The organism is Verrucosispora sp. ts21, assembly GCF_002879555.1.
In the GTDB taxonomy this organism is placed as follows: domain Bacteria; phylum Actinomycetota; class Actinomycetes; order Mycobacteriales; family Micromonosporaceae; genus Micromonospora; species Micromonospora gifhornensis.
In genome coordinates this window covers 1-16,519 of the sequence record NZ_PNOZ01000030.1, presented here as the reverse complement: position 1 = coordinate 16,519, position 16,519 = coordinate 1, and the positions used below count along the sequence as shown (strand labels likewise).

The window sequence follows — 16,519 nt, the reverse complement described above, 5'->3', positions numbered from 1 at the left end:
CAAGGGTAGGGGTTGTCGCAGGACGGCGCGACCGCGTCGGTCCGGCGCGATATCGATGCTTCCAAATCAGCCGGTTATCAGGGGTGGGCCAGTCGTGACCGTTCGTCAGTCGATCGTCTTCAACGGTGACCTCGGTAGCGGCAAGAGCACCGTGTCGGTGGAGATCGCCAAGCGGTTGGGGTTGCGCCGGGTCAGTGTCGGCGACCTCTACCGGCAGATGGCCCAGGAGCGCCAGATGACTGCGCTCCAGCTCAATCTGCACGCCGAGCTGGACCAGGCCGTCGACGGCTACGTCGACCAGCTCCAGAGCGACATCGCCGCCTCCGGTGAGAGCCTCGTCATGGACTCGCGGCTGGCCTGGCACTTCTTCACCGACGCACTCAAGGTGCACATGATCACCGAGCCGGGTGAGGCGGCCCGCCGGGTGCTGCTGCGCCCCTCCGGGCCGGCGGAGAGCTACACCTCGCTGGAGGAGGCCAAGGCCAAGCTCCGGGAACGCAGCGAGAGCGAGCGGGGCCGGTTCCTGGTCCGCTACGGCGTGGACAAGGCCCGGCTGCGTAACTACGACCTGGTCTGCGACACCACCCGGGCCCCCGCCGACGAGGTGATCGAGCGCATCATCGAGGTGTACGAGGGTCAGCTCGCCCCCGAGGTGCTGCGCACCGCGCCGCCGCTGCTGCTGCTCGACCCGGCGCGGGTCTACCCGACCGAGGACGTCGCCGGTCTGCGTGGCATGTGGGACTCGACGTACGTCGGGGAGGTGGCCGAGGCTGGCGAGACGGGGCTGGAGCCGTTGGAACTGGGCTACACCGGCGAGTACTTCTTCGTGATCAACGGGCACCGTCGGCTCAGCGCCGCCCTGCGCAACGGCTTCCGGCTGGTGCCCGGCCGGCTGGTCGCCGAGGTCGACGAGCCGGTGGTGGGCACCACGAGCGCTGTCGACTTCTTCGCCGCCCAGGCCCGCCCCAGCCTGATCCACGACTGGGAGGCGGCCCACGACATCCGCCTGCCGCTGCCCGAGCACGCCCTGCTCGCCGGGGACGCGGTGCTGGCCGGGGAGCCCGGTGGCCTCGGCTGACCGCCCGGCCGTCGTGCTGAGCATTCGGGCGGCGCGCTGATCGATCACCCGGCGCCGTGCGCGCCGGGTGGCGTGCGGCGGGCATGATGAAGCCTTCCGGCACACCGGGGAGGCCAGTCATGGACCCTGCGGAGACCTTCGCCACCCTCATGTCGCCCGAGGGACGCCTCGACCCCTATCCGGCGTACGAGCGGCTGCGTGCCCACGGGCCGGTGGTCCAGACCGGTCCGGGCCTGTACGCGGTCACCGGCTATGCCGAGGTCGACGAGCTCCTGCGGGACCCCCGGATGCGGGTGTCCGACGACACGTGGCGCGACATGATGCTGCCGCAGTGGCGCGACAGCCCGGCCCTGTCCACGATCGCCCGGTCGATGCTGGAGACCAACCCGCCGGATCACAGCCGGATGCGCCGACTCGCTGCCGGGGCCTTCACCCCACGCCGGATCGCGGCCATGCGGGACGTGGTGTCCGCCCAGGCCGACGAGTTGATCGAGGCGATGGCGTCGGCCGGCCGTGGCGGTCGACCCGTCGACTTCATGGCCCACTTCGCCTATCCGCTGCCGGTGGCGGTGATCTGCGCGCTGCTCGGGGTGCCCGCCGTCGACCGTCCGTTGTTCCGGCGGTGGGCGGCCGATCTGACCGGCGTCCTGGAACCCGAGATCACCTGGGACGACCTGGTGGTCGCCGACGCCGGTGCCACCGAGCTGGTCGGCTACTTCACCGAGCTGGTGGCGGCGCGTCGACGCAGGCCGGCCGACGACCTGACCACCGCCCTGGTGCAGGCGCACGACGCCGGTGACCGGCTCACCGGCGACGAGCTGCTGGCCAACCTCGTGGTCCTGCTCGTCGCGGGATTCGAGACCACCACCAACCTGCTGGGCAACGGTCTGGCCGTGCTGCTGGCCCATCGCCGCGCCGCCGACGTGCTGCGACAGCACCCGGAACACGCCCCGGCGTACGTCGACGAGCTGCTCCGCTACGACTCGCCGGTCCAACTGACCAGCCGCACCAGCAGCGAGACGCTGCGCGCCGGTGGGGTGCTGCTGCCGGCCGGCAGTTGGGTGCTGCTGCTGCTCGGGGCGGCCAACCGCGATCCCCGGCGCTACCCCGAGCCGGCCCGCTTCGACCCGTGGCGGGCGCTGCTGAGCCCGTTGTCCTTCGGGGCCGGCCCGCACTACTGCCTGGGTGCCGGGTTGGCCCGGCTGGAGGGGCAGGTCGCCTTCACCCGGCTGCTGCGCCGGCTGCCCGCGCTGGCGTTGTCGGGTACGCCCCGGCGCCGGTCGCGGCTGACCCTGCGCGGGTACGAGACGCTGCCGGTCACCGTGGGTGAGCTGGCCCCGGTCGCCGATCATGGTGCGCCGGTCGGGACGGCCACGGACACTCCGTAGACTGGTACGGCACTACCGCCCGCCCGTTAAGGAGTCAACCCGCGTGACCGTCCAGCCCATCCGTCTGTTCGGCGATCCGGTGCTGCGCACGCCGGCCGATCCGGTTGTCGATTTCGACGTGGAGCTGCGCAAGCTCATCGCCGACCTGACCGACACCATGCGTGACAGCGCCGGGGCGGGTCTCGCCGCGCCGCAGCTCGGTGTGGGCCTGCGGGTGTTCACCTTCGACGTCGACGACGTGGTGGGTCACCTGGTGAACCCGGTGCTGGAGTTTCCCGACGCCGAGGAGCAGGACGGCCCGGAGGGATGCCTGTCCATCCCCGGGATGTACTTCGACACCAAGCGTCGGCAGAACGTGATCGCCAAGGGCTTCAACGGCTACGGCGACCCGTTGCAGATCGTCGGCACCGGCCTGATGGCCCGCTGCGTGCAGCACGAGACCGACCACCTCGACGGCGTGCTGTTCATCGACCGGCTGGACCCGGCCGGTCGCAAGGAGGCGATGAAGGCGATCCGTCAGGCCGAGTGGTACGACGACGCCGCCCCGCCCACGGTCAAGGTGAGTCCGCACGCCGCCGGCAGCCCCTTCGGTCTGGGGCGGTGACCGGCATGCGTGTGATCTTCGCCGGAACCCCGGCCGTCGCCGTGCCCGCCCTCGCCGCCGTGGCCGAGTCCCGGCACGAGCTGATCGCCGTGGTCACCCGCCCCGACGCGCCGGCCGGTCGCGGTCGTGGCCTGGTCCGTTCCCCCGTGGGCGCCTGGGCCGACGAGCACGGCGTCGAGGTGCTCACCCCGGCCCGTCCGCGTGAGCCGGAGTTCCTGGAGCGGCTGCGCGATCTCGCCCCGGACTGCGTGCCGGTGGTGGCCTACGGCGCGCTGGTGCCGCCGGCCGCGCTGGAGATTCCCCGACTGGGCTGGGTGAACCTGCACTTCTCGCTGCTGCCCGCCTGGCGCGGTGCCGCGCCGGTGCAGCACGCGGTGCTGCACGGCGACGAACTCACCGGTGCCAGCGTCTTCCAGTTGGAGGAAGGGCTGGACACCGGTCCGGTCTACGGCACGCTCACCGACGAGATCCGCCCCGCCGACACCTCCGGTGATCTGCTGGAGCGCTTGGCGCACTCCGGTGCCGGGCTGCTGGTGGCGGTGCTGGACGCGCTGGCCGACGGCACCGCCCGCGCCGAGCCGCAGCCCGCCGACGGGGTGACCCTGGCACCGAAGCTGACCGTGGAGGACGCCCGGGTCCGCTGGTCGGATCCCGCCTTCGCGGTCGACCGTCGGATTCGTGCCTGCACCCCGGCGCCCGGGCCGTGGACGACGTTCCGAGGCGAGCGGGTGAAGCTGGGACCGGTCGTCGCGGCACCGGACGCCGACGCCCTCAAGCCCGGGGAGCTGAAGGTGGAGAAGGCGCGGGTGCTGGTCGGCACGGCCACCGTCCCGGTTCGCCTCGGCGAGGTGCGGGCGGCAGGCAAGCGGGCCATGCCGGCGACCGACTGGGCGCGCGGCGTCCGGGTCAGTGCCGGGGAGGAACTGGCGTGAGGGACACTGCGCCCCGCGGGGGAACGGACCGTCGGGGCACGCGCCCTGCGCGTCCGACGGTGGACCGCCCCCGGTACGCCGCGTACCAGGCTGTCGCCGCGGTCAACCGGGACGACGCGTACGCCAATCTGGTGCTGCCGTCGATCCTGCGTGAGGAGGGGCTGTTCGGGCGGGATGCCGCCTTCGCCACCGAGCTGACCTACGGCACGCTGCGGCATTCCGGCACCCTCGATGCGATTCTCACCTCGGCCGCCGGTCGGGACGTGCAGCGCATCGACCCGCCGGTCCGCGACGCGCTGCGCATCGGCGCGTACCAGTTGCTGCACACCCGGGTGCCGCCGCACGCGGCGGTCTCCTCGACCGTCGACCTGGTCCGGATGGTCGGTCAGGGCGCCACCGGTTTCGCCAACGCGGTGCTGCGCGAGGTCGCGGCGTGTGACCTGGACGCGTGGGTGTCGCGCCTCGCCCCGTCGATGGAGACCGACCCGATCGGTCACCTGGCTCTCGCCCACAGTCATCCACAGTGGATCGTCAGGGCGTTCTCCGAGGCGCTCGGCGGTGACCTCGGCGAGACCACCCGGCTGCTGATCGAGGACAACGAACGCCCACCGGTGCACCTGTGCGCCCGCCCGGGTCTCGCCGACCCGGTCGAGCTCGCCGACGCCGCCGGTGGCGCGCCGGGCGCCTTCTCGCCGTACGCCGTCTATCTCGGTGGCGGTGCCCCCGGCGACCTGCCGGCGGTGGCCGACGGGCGTGCCCACGTCCAGGACGAGGGTTCCCAGCTCGTCGCCAACGCTCTGGCGGTGGCGCCGATCGACGGCCCGGACGGCCGCTGGCTCGACCTGTGCGCCGGGCCGGGCGGCAAGGCGGGGCTGCTCGGCGCGCTCGCCGCGCAGCGCGACGCGCGAGTGACCGCGGTGGAGGTGGCCGAGCATCGGGCGCGTCTGGTCGAGGGTGCCACCCGTGGCCTGCCGGTGACCGTGTTGCACACCGACGGGCGGCTGGTCGGCGCCGAGCCGAAGCTGCCTGAGGGGCACTTCGACCGGGTGCTGGTCGATGCCCCGTGCACTGGTCTGGGTTCGCTGCGCCGCCGTCCGGAGTCGCGGTGGCGGCGTCAGCCCTCGGACCTGCCGGCGTTGACCCGGTTGCAGCGCGAGCTGCTCACCGCCGGGCTCCGTGCGGTCCGTCCGGGTGGCGTGGTGGCCTACGTGACCTGTTCCCCGCACACCGTGGAGACCCATGTGACGGTCACCGAGGCGGCCCGCCGGTCCGGGGCCTCGGTGGACTTCGTCGACGCCCGGCCGTTGTTGCCGGCGGGGATGCCGGGGCTGGGGGACGGGCCGACGGTGCAGCTGTGGCCGCATCGGCACGGCACCGACGCGATGTTCCTCGCCGTGCTGCGCCGCAGCTGAGGCCGAGCCCGGCCGGTCGCCTCAGGTGATCGGCAGGGCTCGGCTGCCGGCGCCCTTCATCGAACGGGTGAGGACGCGCTCGCCGCTCCACAGGAAGCACTGCACGCCCCGGTTGCCGCTGTGCCACCCGGTCTCGCTGGGGTGGTAGAAGATGGTGCCGACGCGGTACTGGACGTTGTCGTCGTCCGGCACCTTGGCGAACTTCGCGACCAGGCTGCGGCAGTTGCGATGGGTCCGCTCGGCGTTGTCCAGGAAAGCCCGATAGCTGCTGTTCGGCGCCTTCCAGACGCCGACGAACTCGGCCCGGTGCCGCGCCGTGCACTTCACGGCGACCATCTCGGTGACCTCGTCGTCGCTGGTCTTGGCGTCGAAGCAACCATGCCGCAGCGGCGACGGCCCGGCCAGGGCCCCGGACAGGCTGGCTGTGCGTTCTACCGGGATCGGGGCGTCCAGGCCACGGTCTTCGGTCACGTCGCAGCGGAACCAGCGTGCTCCGCCGGTCCATGCCGCCGGTGCGGGGAAGACGACGCTCATCCCGATCCGGCCGCTCCGCCAGTCGGCCCCCAGGGCCGTACGCACCTCACGGTCGCACTCGGCGAAGGCGGTACGCATCGGGTCGCTGTCGTATCCCGGTGGCGTCGGTGTGTCGGCCGAGGGCAGCGTACCGACGTGCAGGGTCTCGGCCCGGTGCGGCTGATCGCAGTCCACCGGGGCGTACGCGCGGACATAGCCGATCGCCTCCGGCTGGGCGTGACACGTCGGCGACTCAGGGGTGAACACGGCGGGCGCGGCCATCGGTGCCCAGTCGTCGCTGAGGTCGCCGTCGATCCCGGCCGGCTTCGTGCAGCCGGCCAGCGCCAGCGTCACCACCGTGCCCAGCGCGATTCCGGTCAGCCATCGTCGCATCCCCGTCGGCCCTCCCGCCGTCCGCGCTCGCCCCGCCCGCCGGCTCGCGCAGCGGCAGCATACGGCACGGTGATCACGTCACGGGGAGTCCCTGCGGGCCGACCCCCCGCATCGAGCCGGTGAGCTTGCGATCGTCGCTCCACAACAGACAGCGCACGCCCCGGTCGCCCTCCTCCCACTCGCGCTGCGACGGCGGATAGAAGATCGAGCCGGCGCGGTAGGGCAGGTCGGAGTTGTTCGGTACGTCCGCGTACTCGGCGATCAGCGACATGCAACGGCGGTGTGCCTGGCCGGCCGAGTTGCTGAACTCGTCCCAGGTCATGTCCCGCTCGGTGTACACCCCGACGAACTCGGCGCCGTGCGGCTCGGTGCACAGCACCGGCGCCATGTAGTTCAGGCTGTTGCCGATCAGCTTGGGGTCGAAGCAGCGGTGCACCAGCGGCGAGTCGCCGATCAGCGCCCCGCGCAGGCTGCCGGTGCGGTTGACCGGCCGGGTGTTGTCGATGCTGTCGGTCTCACTCAGGTCGCAGCGGAACCAGCGCGCGCCGCCGTTCCAGGCCGACACCGACGGCAGGGCGATGTTCAGGGTCAGCCGGGCGACGTGCCAGTCGCCGCCGAGCACCAGCCGGGCCCGCTGGTCGCACTCGACCCGCGCGGTGCGCAGCGCCGCGGAACCGGGCTCGGGTCGCGGACCGTTGGCCGCCCGTCCGGTGAACGCGCCGACGTGCACCGCCTCGGCCAGATGGTTACGCGCGCAGTCGACCGTCTCGTAGGTGCTCGCCTGCACGATCGCGGTGACCCGCGGCAGGCAGGCGTCGGTCGCCGGGACGAACATCGTCGGCACGCGCAGCGCGGGCCAGTCGTCGGTGAGGTCGCCGTCCGTCGCGCCCTGCCGTACACAGCCACTCAGTGCAATCGCAGCCGCGCTCGCCAACGCCAGCGCTGCGAACCACCGTCGCATCGTCCGCCCTTTCCGGGAGCCGGTGCCCGGTTGTCGGCTCCCGTGCCAATCGGCCTGCACGTTACCGTCACCGTCCCGGATGGAGTGTCGCCGCGATTTCCCCGTCTGGCCAGTCGGGACCACCCGCGCACCGTGCCATCGCCTCCGGCGGGTGCCATTCTGCACCATTGGTCACCTCTGGGTCACGCGGTGTCCGTCAGATGGTGCCGTGCTGCCGGCGGTCGCTGGCCGCCTTCGTACACTGGCCGCGTGACCGTACCGCCGCTGATCGTCGCGCCGAGCATCCTCGCCGCTGATTTCGCCCGCCTCGCCGAAGAGGTCCGTGCCGTCGAGAACGCCGCGGACTGGTTGCACGTCGATGTGATGGACAACCACTTCGTGCCGAACCTGACCATCGGGTTGCCGGTCGTGCAGAGCCTGCGCGCCGCCACCGAGATCCCCTTCGACGTCCACCTGATGATCGAAGATCCGCAGCGGTGGGCGCCCGGCTACGCCGACGCCGGTGCCTACAACGTCACCTTCCACGCCGAGGCGTGTGACGATCCGGTGGCGCTGGCCAAGGATCTGCGTGCGGCCGGGGCCAAGGCGGGACTGGCGATCGACCGGGACACCCCGATCGAGCCGTACCTGGACCTGCTGCCGAACTTCGACACGCTGCTGGTGATGACGATCAAGGCCGGGTTCGGTGGTCAACGGTTCATTCCGCAGCTGCTGGACAAGGTCCGCGCTGTCCGCCGGCACCGGGACGCCGGCCACCTGGAACTGCGCATCGAGGTCGACGGTGGGATCGCCGCCGACACCATCGAGCAGGCCGCGGCGGCCGGTGCCGACGCGTTCGTCGCGGGCACCGCGGTCTACGGCGCCGACGATCCGGCCGAGGCGGTACGCCGGCTGCGGCAGTTGGCGGAGCGCGCGGCCGACGGGCAGTGAGGTGGAGGCCGCCGGTGACCGCAGGGACGTGATCCTCGTCGTCGACGACGACGAGGACATCGCCCGTTTCGTCGAGTTCAACCTGCGGCTGCACGGTTTCGACGTCATGCTGGCCAGCGACGGTCAGGAGGCGTTGGAGCTGATCGAACGGCAGCGTCCCGATCTCGCCGTGGTGGACCTGATGATGCCTCGCATCGACGGTCTGGAGCTGACCCGGCGGCTGCGGGCCGACCCGATGACCGCGGTCCTGCCGGTGATCATGTTGACCGCCAAGGGGATGACCCAGGACAAGGTCAACGGGCTCAGCGCGGGCGCTGACGACTATCTGGTCAAGCCCTTCGACACCCTGGAACTGCTGGCCCGGGTCACCTCGACGCTGCGCCGCAACAAGGAGTTCCGTGAGGTCTCCCCGCTGACCGGGCTGCCGGGCAACAGCCGTATCCGCCGGGAGATCGCCGACCGGGTCCGCAGCGGCACCGACTACGCGGTCGGGTACATCGACATCGACCGGTTCAAGAGCGTCAACGACCGGTACGGGTTCGTCCGGGGCGACGACTTCATCGCCGCGTTGGCCCGGACCCTGCACCAGGCGGTGGTCTCGGTGGCGCCGCCGCCGGCCTTCCTCGGTCACGTCGGCGGTGACGACTTCGTGTTCGTCTGTACCCCGGATCAGGTTCTGGCGTTGACGTCCCGAGTTTCCGCAGATTTCGAGAAGGCGGCCGACGCGCTGTACGACCCCACGGACCGCGAACGGGGGTACGTGGAGCTGAAGGACCGGCGCGGAAACATGCGAAAAGCGGCTTTGGTGACGCTGTCCATCGGGGTCTGCGTTTCCGACGCCGACAAGCGTCTGACCAGCCCACTTGAGGCGATGACCATCGCCTCGGAGATGAAGAGCGTGGCCAAGAGCCAGCCCGGTTCGTACGTGGCGGTGGATCGTCGGCGCGGCGTCTCCGATCCGAATCAGCGTCATGTGAAGTAGCTCGCCGCTCTGGCCAAACCACCCACTCGCCGTGTAAGACTTTCCCTCAGTACCCACCACGCGCTGGCGGGACTCGGTGTAATTCCGAACCGGCGGTGATCCACGGTCCGACTGTGGTAAGCCCGCGACCCGGGAGCGGTTCGTCCGCCCGGTGGACCTGGTGAGAATCCGGGGCCGACGGTTGGGTGCGGCTCGTCCGCGCCCAGACAGTCCGGATGGGAGACAGCGCGCGGATCGGAAGGGGTCGGTGCTCGCCGTGTCGTGGCGTGCGCACCCTCCCTGCCGGGGCGGCTGTGCCGTTCCCGGATTCCGCCCGCATGCCTGCCCTGTCGCCTCCCCGCCCGCGCCCTGGACAGCGAGAGGGCAGGGGTCAGGCGATGGCGAGCGTCTCCGTGGACGAGGCGATGCGTCGCGCGATCGAACTCGCGGCGCGCGGGCTCGGCACGACCAGTCCCAATCCGGTGGTCGGCTGTGTGCTGCTCGACGCCGACGGCGAGGTGGTCGGCGAGGGCTTCCACGCGTACGCCGGTGGGCCGCACGCCGAGATCGTCGCGCTGGCCCAGGCCGGGCACCGGGCGAAGGGCGGCACCGCGGTGGTCACCCTGGAGCCCTGCGACCACACCGGTCGCACCGGCCCGTGCAGCAACGCCCTGGTGCAGGCGCAGGTGGCGCGCGTGGTGATCGCGGTGCCGGACCCCACCCCGGTCGCCGCCGGGGGTGCGGCGACGCTGCGGGCCGCCGGCATCCGGGTCGACCTGGGGGTACGCGCCACCGAAGCGGAGAACGGCAATGTCGCCTGGCTGACCGCGATGCGCCGGGGCTGGCCGTACGTGATCTGGAAGTACGCGGCGACGCTCGACGGCCGCTCCGCGGCGGCCGACGGCACCAGCATGTGGATCACGTCCGAGGCGGCCCGGATGGACGTGCACGCCCTCCGCGCGACAGTCGACGCGGTGATCGTCGGGGTGGGCACGGTCCTCGCCGACGACCCGCGACTGACCGTGCGCAACCTGCGTGACGGCAGCCTGGCCATCCGGCAACCGTTGCGCGTGGTGGTCGACTCCGCCGGGCGTACCCCGCTCGACGCCCAGGTCCGCGACGCCGCCGCCCGCACCTGGATCGCCACCGCGGCCGAGGTGGGCGCCGGCCCGGACGGCGGGGTGGACCTGCACGCGCTGCTGGCCGGCCTGCACACCAAGGGGGTGCGGGCCGTGCTGCTGGAGGGCGGGCCGACGCTGGCCGGGGCGTTCCTCGCCGCCGGCCTGGTCGACCGGGTCGTCGGCTATCTCGCACCCCGGCTGCTCGGCGCGGGCCCGGCGGCTCTGGTCGACGCCGGTGTGACCACCATCGCCGAGGCCATCGACTTGGAGATCACCGACGTTACGCAGATCGGTCCCGATCTACGTATCACCGCGCTGCCCCGCAAGAGGGAGGGCTAGGCATGTTCACCGGCATCGTCGAGGAGTTGGGTGAGGTCGTCGGGGTGACCCCGACGGCGCAGGACTCCGTCCTGGTCGCGGTCCGTGGCCCCCTGGTCACCTCCGACGCCCGGCACGGCGACTCGATCGCGGTCAACGGCGTCTGCCTGACCGTCGTCGACGTCGACGGCGGGGTGTTCACCGCCGACGTGATGGGCGAGACGCTGCGCCGCTCGGCGCTGGGCGCGCTGCGTGCCGGGGACCCGGTCAACCTGGAGCGTGCCGCCGCGCTGGGCAGCCGCCTCGGCGGTCACCTGGTGCAGGGGCACGTCGACGGCGTCGGTGAGGTGCTCGCGCGGGAACCCGCACCGCGCTGGGAGACCGTCCGGTTCCGCCTGCCCGTGGCGCTGTCGCGGTACGTGGTGGAGAAGGGCTCGATCACCATCGACGGGGTGTCGCTGACCGTGGCCGAGGTCGGCGACGACTGGTTCAGCGTCGGCCTGATCCCGACCACCCTGGCACTGACCACCCTCGGCACCCGAGCCGTCGGCGACCCGGTCAACCTGGAGATGGACGTGCTGGCCAAGTACGTCGAGCGGCTGCTCGGCGCCCGCCCGGCCGTCGCGCCCGTGCCCGGCCCGGTGGCGTCGTGACCGGCGCGTTCGGCCGGTCGCTCACCGCCGAGGGCAGCCGGTGGCGCACCACGCGGGCCACCACCGCGGCGTCCGTCCCGATTCCATCCACCTACGCGGAGGCCGTCGCATGACCGAGCACAGCGAGCCGGGACCCTTCACCGACATCGAACAGGCCCTCGCCGACATCGCCGCCGGTCGGCCGGTCGTCGTGGTCGACGACCCCGACCGGGAGAACGAGGGCGATCTGATCTTCGCCGCCGAACTGGCCACCCCGGAACTGCTGGCGTTCACCGTGCGGCACACCTCGGGCTTCATCTGCGTACCGCTGACCGAGGACGAGTGCGACCGGCTGGACCTGCCGCCCATGCATCACACCAACCAGGACCGCCGGCAGACGGCGTACACGGTGACGGTGGATGCCCGGGAAGGGGTGAGTACCGGCATCTCGGCGGCCGACCGGGCGCACACCATCCGGCTGCTCGCCGACCCGTCGACCGGGCCCGCCGACCTGGCCCGGCCCGGGCACGTGGTGCCGTTGCGGGCCCGCCCGGGCGGGGTGCTGCGGCGGGCCGGACACACCGAGGCGGCCGTCGACCTGGCCCGGCTGGCCGGTCTGCGACCCGCCGGGGTGCTCTGCGAGCTGGTCAACGACGACGGCAGCATGATGCGCCTGCCGGACCTGGAGAAGTTCTGCGCCGAGCATTCGCTGTCCCTGATCACCATCGCCGACCTGATCGCCTACCGGCGTCGCATCGAGAAGCAGGTCGAACTGGTCGCCGACGCCCGGATGCCCACCGAGCACGGGGTGTTCCGGGCGCTGGGCTACCGCAGCGAGACCGACTCGGCCGAGCATGTGGCCCTGGTGATGGGGGAGATCGGTGACGGCCGGGACGTGCTGGTCCGGGTGCACTCCGAGTGCCTGACCGGAGACGCCTTCGCCTCGGTGCGCTGTGACTGCGGTCCCCAGCTCAACGCCGCCCTGGACCGGGTGGCGAAGGAGGGGCGGGGCGTGGTGCTCTACGTACGTGGTCACGAGGGGCGCGGCATCGGGCTGCTGCACAAGCTGCAGGCGTACCAGTTGCAGGACCAGGGCCGCGACACGGTCGACGCGAACCTCGACCTCGGTCTGCCCGCCGACGCCCGGGACTACGGCACCGGCGCGCAGATCCTCTACGACATCGGGGTGCGCTCGATGCGGCTGCTCACCAACAACCCCGCCAAGCGGGCCGGGTTGGAAGGCTACGGGCTCACCGTCACCGGCCGGGAGAGCCTGCCGGTGCGCACCCACCCGGAGAACGTGCGCTACCTGCGCACCAAGCGGGACCGGATGGGGCACCTGCTCGATGTGGACGAGACCGCCGAGGCCCCGATGGGTCGTCCGGTGGCCGGCAACGAGATCGGAGCGTAGGACAGATGGCGGGTTTCGGTGAGCCGGGGACGACCCCGGTCGACGCGTCGGGAATGACCGTGGGCGTGGTCGCCGCACGCTGGCACGGCGAGCTGACCGACCACATGCTCGACCGGGCGGTGGCCGCCGCGCAGGCGTGCGGAGCGCAGGCCGTGGTGGCCCGGGTGGCCGGCTCGGTGGAACTGCCGGTGGTGGCCCAGGCCCTGGCCCGCCGCTGCGACGTGGTGGTCGCCCTCGGCGTGGTGGTACGCGGCGCCACCGCCCACTTCGACTATGTCTGCCGGTCGGTCACCGACGGGCTGACCCGGGTCGCGCTCGACGAGGGCAAGCCGGTGGCGCACGGGGTGCTCACCGTCGACACCCTCGACCAGGCCCGCGACCGGGCCGGGCTGCCCGGCTCCGCGGAGGACAAGGGCTGGGCGTCCACCGTCGCCGCGCTGGACGCCGCCCTGGCCATCCGTGGCGTCAGCACCGGCGGCAACAAGCGCGTCGGCTTCGGCGTCTGACCGACACCCGGCCGACACCCTGCCGCCGGGCCGGCTACCTGACCGCTGCTGTCCCCGACCGTCCGCAGGCGGCCGGGGACCGCGTTCGGGTCCCCGGCCATGTTGGCCTCAGGCCTCGTCCCCGTCCGGGTCGAACTGTTCCCGGACGGCGTCCTCGACCGTCGTCGCGGACAGCTTGGTGACCACCTGCCCGCTGATCGAGCAGCCGGCCCAGTAGCTGCCGGTGGGCTGCGAGCCCTGGATGCTCAGGTAGTCGCTGTCGCACCTGGCGACGTCCTTGTTGACGGTGGCGAGGTCGGCCCCGCTCAGCAGCACGTGCGGGATCCCGGTGTTGCTGATGTACATGAAGTCCGTCGGCATGTAGATCGTCACGTTGTCCACCCCCGCGGCGACCAGGTGGTCGGCCAGCGCGGTGATGTCGTGCCCGGTGTGGCAGACCAGGAACCAGAGGGTTCGGCCACTGAGACCGGCGGGGGTGAACTTCAGCGTGACGTCCTGGACGAACTCGTCCAGCCAGCGCCCGCCGATCCAGGGTGCCTCCCTGCCGTGCCGGTCGTCGATGTCGTAGCCGGAGTGGGCGAGGACCAGCACCGGCTCGTCCGGCGCGAGCGCAGGCGCGAGTGGGGTCTGCACCTCGGCGATCGTGCTGTTGAGCACGGACCGGGAGACGTGTGCCGCGACCGCCGTATTGGCCCTCAGGCGCTTGAGGTCGGCCGCGAACACTCGGCTCAGCTTGCTCTTGCTCTCGATGATCCAGATCACCAGGGGCTCCCGTCGACGAGGGTGTGGCCCCAGGATCCGGTGCCGTTTCGCGGTTGTGGTCGCCACGGTCCGTTACTGAACAGTCGGGAAGTAGGCCCGACTACGCCGCGACGGTCTGCGGGTCACCGGCGGCGTCGTGGGCGGCCATGGCCTCCTGCCGGTCGGCCTCCTCACGCAGGATGGCGCAGTGCAACCACGTCTGCGGGATGCCGAACCCGTCCACAAGCGTGCCCATCTGCGGGCGTAGCTCCTTGAGCAGGTTGTTCACCACAGCGGTGATCACCTTGGCGCGGGCCGGGGTGAGTCGGCCGTGCTCCAGGAACCACCCCTTGTGGGTCTCGATGACGCTGAGCGCGTACAGGTCGCAGACCCGGGACAGCAGCGCCTTGACCGCCGGATCCGAGGTGGCCTCGATGCCGGCGACGAACGCCTCCAGGGTGACCCGGTCGACGTGCGCGGCGGCGACGGCCAGAACGTGGTCCTGCACGTCGTTGAAGATGTCGAACGGCCGGTCCTTCTTGGTGCTGGCGCCGTTGCGCAGCCGCCGGACCGCACCGTCGAGCAGGTGTCGTTCACGGTCCTCGAACGCCTTGAGCTGCCAGCCGCGGTCGGTGACCGCCACCTCCTCGTCGCGGCCGGGCACGGCGCTGACGAGCCGTTCGATGAGCGCCCGTGCGGCGGTACGCTCCAACACCATCTCGCGGACCTGTTCGGCGACGAACGAGGCTCGACCCCAGCCGTCCAGCGAACCGAACTCGTCCCGGTAGCCGGTGAGCAGACCCTTGGCCACCAGCTGCAACAGCACCGTGTTGTCGCCCTCGAAGGTGGTGAAGACGTCGGTGTCGGCCTTCAGGCCGGGCAGCCGGTTCTCGGCCAGGTAGCCGGCCCCGCCGCACGCCTCGCGGCACATCTGGATGGTGCGGGTGGCGTGCCAGGTCTGCGCGGCCTTCAGACCGGCGGCCCGCGACTCCAGCTCCCGCTGCCGACGCTCGTCGACCGGGCCGTCGCCGCCCTGCACCTCGTCGATCGCGGCGACCAGCTCGGCCTGGGCGAAGTGCAGGGCGTACGTGGTGGCCAGCGCCGGCAGCAGCTTGCGCTGGTGGGCCAGGTAGTCGTTGAGCAGCACCTCGCGCTCGGCGTCGGGGCTGCTGAACTGGCGGCGGAGGTCGCCGTAGCGCACCGCGACGGTCAGCGCCACCTTGGTGGCCGCCGCCGCGGCGCCACCCACGCTCGCCCGGCCCCGAACCAGGGTGCCGAGCATGGTGAAGAAGCGTCGGGAGTCGTCGGCGATCGGGCTGGAGTAGGTGCCGTCGGCGGCCACCTGGCCGTACCGGTCCAGCAGCATGTCCCGGGGCACGGTGACGTGGTCGAAGCTGAGCCGCCCGTTGTCCACACCGAGCAGACCGGCCTTGGGGCCCGCATCGCCGATGGTCACCCCGGGCATCGGATTGCCCTGCGCGTCGCGGATCGGGACCAGCCAGGCGTGTACGCCGTGCCGCTGCCCGTTGGTGATCAGCTGGGCGAAGACGACAGCCATCCGGCCGTCGCGGGCCGCGTTGCCGATGTAGTCCTTGCGGGCCGCCTGATGCGGGGTGTGCAGGTCGAAGGCCTGCGTGGCCGGGTCGTACGTGCAGGTGGTGCGCAGCTGCTGCACGTCCGAGCCGTGCCCGGTCTCGGTCATCGCGAAACAGCCGAGGATGTCCCCGGCGACGATGTCGCGCAGGTAGGCGTCGTGGTGCCGCCGGGTGCCCAGCGACAGCACGGCGCCGCCGAACAGGCCCCACTGCACGCCCGCCTTGACCATCAGGGACAGGTCGACCTGGGCCAGCATCTCGGTGGCCACGATCGAGGCGCCGATGTCGGACCGGCCGCCGTACTCGGCGGGGAAGGCGGCGGGCATGCCCATCGTGACCGGCAGCCGGGACAGCAGCCCGGTGATCCGCTCCCGTGCCTGGTCGCCGCTTTCGCCGTACACCGGCAGGAAGCTGTCGTCGAGTTCTGAGCGGTGGGCCTCGCGGACCTCGACCCACGGCCCGTCCAGCACCTCACGCAGGCGGGCGACGTCGACGTCGACGGGTACGGACGGCTGACTGGACATGGCTGCTACCTCTGGCGACATCGTCATGGGTGCGTTTTGTACCCAATCGAGCTTACCCACCCACCACCTTGTGGCCTCGATCATGAGATTATCGGTGGCGGTAAGTTGTCCGACTATGGGCGTTCTGCCCAGTCCTCCTGATTGCAGATGACTTGTAGTAGGTCGGAGGCTGCCTCCGACCGTAACCCCCTTCTTGCTGAGAATTTTCTGAAGATCGCGTTGCGTGAAGGTGTTGGCTGAGCGGGCGAAGAGGTAGGCCCTTGATGCGCGCTTTGTGGCGATACTCGGCGGCAGGTGTGATCCGATGGCCCGCCTGATAAGTGCGGCCTGTGACCGTCCTTAACGGACGGTTGTCGATCATGCTCTTGTGTGGGCGTCGGTGGGGTGTTTAGCGTGTCGATCAATTTTCTTGATCGACGGGGGGCGTTGTGATGGGGAGTGTCAAGTTAACGGCTGATCTTGGTTGTTGAGGTGGTCAGTTGTTGGCCGGGGTGAGTCG

General features: G+C 71.5%; 15 protein-coding genes and 1 riboswitch. Of the genes, 11 read left to right on the top strand and 4 right to left on the bottom strand.

The window, feature by feature from the left end:
• The first annotated feature begins 94 nt into the window (after positions 1-94).
• The 5 genes from C1A38_RS15020 (at position 95) to C1A38_RS15000 (ending at position 5,414) form a co-directional block, all read left to right on the top strand.
• Positions 95-1,078, top strand: coding sequence for an AAA family ATPase (locus tag C1A38_RS15020; protein ID WP_102658451.1), 984 nt, complete (start codon positions 95-97; stop codon positions 1,076-1,078).
• A gap of 119 nt (positions 1,079-1,197) precedes the next feature.
• The gene (locus C1A38_RS15015; protein ID WP_102658450.1) at positions 1,198-2,466 is read left to right on the top strand and encodes a cytochrome P450; all 1,269 of its coding nucleotides are present in this window, start codon (positions 1,198-1,200) and stop codon (positions 2,464-2,466) included.
• A 43-nt stretch (positions 2,467-2,509) separates the two neighbouring features.
• On the top strand, positions 2,510-3,070 hold the full coding sequence (gene def / locus C1A38_RS15010; protein WP_102658449.1) for a peptide deformylase: 561 nt from the start codon (positions 2,510-2,512) through the stop codon (positions 3,068-3,070).
• 5 nt (positions 3,071-3,075) lie between these two features.
• Positions 3,076-4,002, top strand: coding sequence for a methionyl-tRNA formyltransferase (fmt, locus tag C1A38_RS15005; protein ID WP_102658484.1), 927 nt, complete (start codon positions 3,076-3,078; stop codon positions 4,000-4,002).
• Positions 4,003-4,061: 59 nt separating this feature from the next.
• Positions 4,062-5,414 (top strand): RsmB/NOP family class I SAM-dependent RNA methyltransferase, encoded by a 1,353-nt coding sequence (locus C1A38_RS15000; RefSeq protein ID WP_102658448.1) that lies wholly within the window; start codon positions 4,062-4,064, stop codon positions 5,412-5,414.
• A gap of 21 nt (positions 5,415-5,435) precedes the next feature.
• Here C1A38_RS15000 and C1A38_RS14995 read toward each other — a convergent pair whose 3' ends face one another.
• On the bottom strand, positions 5,436-6,320 hold the full coding sequence (locus C1A38_RS14995) for a septum formation family protein (RefSeq protein ID WP_102658447.1): 885 nt from the start codon (positions 6,318-6,320) through the stop codon (positions 5,436-5,438).
• A 73-nt stretch (positions 6,321-6,393) separates the two neighbouring features.
• Positions 6,394-7,281 carry a septum formation family protein gene (locus tag C1A38_RS14990; protein WP_102658446.1) on the bottom strand — a complete coding sequence of 296 codons (888 nt, stop codon included), beginning with the start codon at positions 7,279-7,281 and terminating at the stop codon, positions 6,394-6,396.
• Between the two features lie 249 nt (positions 7,282-7,530).
• Here C1A38_RS14990 and rpe point away from each other — a divergent pair, with 249 nt between their 5' ends.
• The 6 genes from rpe (at position 7,531) to ribH (ending at position 13,160) form a co-directional block, all read left to right on the top strand.
• Positions 7,531-8,211 (top strand): ribulose-phosphate 3-epimerase, encoded by a 681-nt coding sequence (gene rpe / locus C1A38_RS14985; protein ID WP_102658445.1) that lies wholly within the window; start codon positions 7,531-7,533, stop codon positions 8,209-8,211.
• 1 nt (position 8,212) lies between these two features.
• Positions 8,213-9,193 carry a GGDEF domain-containing response regulator gene (locus C1A38_RS14980; RefSeq protein WP_013732795.1) on the top strand — a complete coding sequence of 327 codons (981 nt, stop codon included), beginning with the start codon at positions 8,213-8,215 and terminating at the stop codon, positions 9,191-9,193.
• Positions 9,194-9,251: 58 nt separating this feature from the next.
• Positions 9,252-9,424: riboswitch (FMN riboswitch) on the top strand.
• 146 nt (positions 9,425-9,570) lie between these two features.
• Positions 9,571-10,632, top strand: coding sequence for a bifunctional diaminohydroxyphosphoribosylaminopyrimidine deaminase/5-amino-6-(5-phosphoribosylamino)uracil reductase RibD (ribD, locus tag C1A38_RS14975; protein WP_102658444.1), 1,062 nt, complete (start codon positions 9,571-9,573; stop codon positions 10,630-10,632).
• Between the two features lie 2 nt (positions 10,633-10,634).
• Positions 10,635-11,264, top strand: a complete 630-nt coding sequence (locus C1A38_RS14970) for a riboflavin synthase (RefSeq protein WP_102658443.1) — start codon at positions 10,635-10,637, stop codon at positions 11,262-11,264.
• Between the two features lie 109 nt (positions 11,265-11,373).
• Positions 11,374-12,654, top strand: coding sequence for a bifunctional 3,4-dihydroxy-2-butanone-4-phosphate synthase/GTP cyclohydrolase II (locus tag C1A38_RS14965; protein WP_102658442.1), 1,281 nt, complete (start codon positions 11,374-11,376; stop codon positions 12,652-12,654).
• 5 nt (positions 12,655-12,659) lie between these two features.
• Positions 12,660-13,160 (top strand): 6,7-dimethyl-8-ribityllumazine synthase, encoded by a 501-nt coding sequence (gene ribH, locus C1A38_RS14960; protein WP_102658441.1) that lies wholly within the window; start codon positions 12,660-12,662, stop codon positions 13,158-13,160.
• Between the two features lie 108 nt (positions 13,161-13,268).
• On the opposite strand, the gene C1A38_RS14955 is transcribed toward ribH, so the two are convergent.
• Both C1A38_RS14955 and C1A38_RS14950 read right to left on the bottom strand, forming a co-directional pair.
• Positions 13,269-13,922: a hypothetical protein gene (locus tag C1A38_RS14955; protein ID WP_102658440.1), complete on the bottom strand. Its 654-nt coding sequence runs from the start codon at positions 13,920-13,922 to the stop codon at positions 13,269-13,271.
• A gap of 100 nt (positions 13,923-14,022) precedes the next feature.
• Positions 14,023-16,020 carry an acyl-CoA dehydrogenase family protein gene (locus C1A38_RS14950; protein WP_102658439.1) on the bottom strand — a complete coding sequence of 666 codons (1,998 nt, stop codon included), beginning with the start codon at positions 16,018-16,020 and terminating at the stop codon, positions 14,023-14,025.
• Positions 16,021-16,519 lie beyond the last annotated feature (499 nt).

What these genes read in the sequence shown, in the direction of transcription:
- C1A38_RS15015 (WP_102658450.1), top strand. Translation starts at nt 1,198, where the DNA reads ATGGACCCTGCGGAGACCTTCGCCACCCTCATGTCGCCCGAGGGACGC.
- fmt (WP_102658484.1), top strand. Translation starts at nt 3,076, where the DNA reads ATGCGTGTGATCTTCGCCGGAACCCCGGCCGTCGCCGTGCCCGCCCTC.
- C1A38_RS14995 (WP_102658447.1), bottom strand. Translation starts at nt 6,320, where the DNA reads ATGCGACGATGGCTGACCGGAATCGCGCTGGGCACGGTGGTGACGCTG.
- C1A38_RS14990 (WP_102658446.1), bottom strand. Translation starts at nt 7,281, where the DNA reads ATGCGACGGTGGTTCGCAGCGCTGGCGTTGGCGAGCGCGGCTGCGATT.
- ribD (WP_102658444.1), top strand. Translation starts at nt 9,571, where the DNA reads ATGGCGAGCGTCTCCGTGGACGAGGCGATGCGTCGCGCGATCGAACTC.
- C1A38_RS14970 (WP_102658443.1), top strand. Translation starts at nt 10,635, where the DNA reads ATGTTCACCGGCATCGTCGAGGAGTTGGGTGAGGTCGTCGGGGTGACC.
- C1A38_RS14965 (WP_102658442.1), top strand. Translation starts at nt 11,374, where the DNA reads ATGACCGAGCACAGCGAGCCGGGACCCTTCACCGACATCGAACAGGCC.
- ribH (WP_102658441.1), top strand. Translation starts at nt 12,660, where the DNA reads ATGGCGGGTTTCGGTGAGCCGGGGACGACCCCGGTCGACGCGTCGGGA.
- C1A38_RS14950 (WP_102658439.1), bottom strand. Translation starts at nt 16,020, where the DNA reads ATGTCCAGTCAGCCGTCCGTACCCGTCGACGTCGACGTCGCCCGCCTG.